Annotated in this window: 1 protein-coding gene; it reads right to left on the bottom strand. The window is 68.2% G+C overall.

All coding sequences use genetic code 11. The features are described 5' to 3' along the window. A partial coding sequence (locus JHN45_RS51905) for a hypothetical protein (RefSeq protein WP_374195705.1) occupies positions 1 to 1398 on the bottom strand: 1398 nt, incomplete at both ends.

Below are 1398 nucleotides of genomic sequence, written 5' to 3'. Positions count from 1 at the left end.
CCGCGCCCGAGACGGTGCCGGCGTCCCACTCCGGCACCGTCTCGGGCGCGGGATCACTGTCCGGTGCCGAACTGGCCGTGGGCGGCGCGCTGTTGCCGGAGGTGGTGGTGACCGGCGTGGGGAGGTCGGTGCCGGTGTGGGTGGTGCTCGGGAGGGGGGCGGGATCAGTGCCGCGATCGCTGTCGACGCCGGAGTCGGAGTTCGGGGAGGCGTCAATGCCGTGCGTCGTGTCCGTGCTGACGGTGTCGCCGTCGGACGTCGTACTCTCCGGGCGCCCCGATGTCGTCGTACGCGGATTGCCCCCGGAGTTGGAGGACGTACCTGAACCGGACGCGGGGTTACCCGAGTTGGTACCTCCCTGAGCGGGAACACCGGACCCGGTCGTGTTCGTGTTCGTACCGGCGCTCGGGCCCGTACTCGTGTTCGTGCCCGGCGGCACGACACCGGTGTTGGACCCGCTGGCGACCGGCGCGACCGGAACCTCCGTTGAGGAAACCGGAGTTGAAGTGTCCGAAGTGTCACCCTGCTGAACTGTCCGTACAGGCGCCGGAGTTTCGGTGCTCGTGGTGTGCGGACTGCCGCCGGAATTCGAGGGCGAGCCCGACCCGGTCGTGCTCGGCGGTACGGCACCCGTGTCGGGCCTGCCCGTAACCGGAACACCATGTGAGGACACCGGAGTTGAGATGTCCGAGGTGTCGCCCTGCTGGCCGCCGCCACCCGACGTACTGGTACTCGTGCTCGTACCTGTCGTCCCGTGCGGGACATCGCTCTGCAGGTCTCCCCCGCCGACCTTCACCTCGTCGAAGTGCGTGCCGGTATCGATGTCGGTGTCGGTGTCGGGGAGATCCGTGTCGACGTCGGTCGAGGGGGGTGGCGCGGTGTTCGTGGAGGTGCGTTGAGGGGGGTTGACCGTCGACGAACTGCCGTTGTTCGAGGTCGTGTTGACCGAGCCGGGGCCCGTCGTGGTGGGCGTGTTCGACGACGGGCTGTTCTTCGAGGGGCCCGTGTCCGTGTCGGAGTCGGAGTCGGTCGGGATGTTCGCGGTGCCCAGGGTGTTCACCGGCGTCGGGGTGTTGAAGTTGAACTTGCTGCCCAACTCGTTCGCGCCCTGGCCGAGGTGGCGTTCGCTGATCGAGCTGAGCCCGGCGCCGAGGAAGGTGTTCAGGGGGTCGATGGGGAACCCGTAGATGGATGCCGTGGCGACCTCGCCGAGGGTCTCCGCGCCACCCTCGGTGACGAAGTGCTCGAAGTCCTCGCCGAGTTCGTGCTTCAGCTTGTCGCCGAAGCTCTTCGGCTTCGGGGTCGGTGTCGGTGTGAGGTGCGGGGTCGGGGTGGGTGTGGGGGTGGTTTTCGGGTTCGGCGTGGGGGTCGGCTTCGGTTTGGGCTTGGTGTTGATGT

The sequence above is a fragment of the Streptomyces sp. MBT53 genome, from assembly GCF_016654115.1.
Taxonomy (GTDB): domain Bacteria; phylum Actinomycetota; class Actinomycetes; order Streptomycetales; family Streptomycetaceae; genus Streptomyces.
Note: the sequence above shows the minus strand (reverse complement) of the source record. Positions and strands in the feature narration are given on the sequence as shown.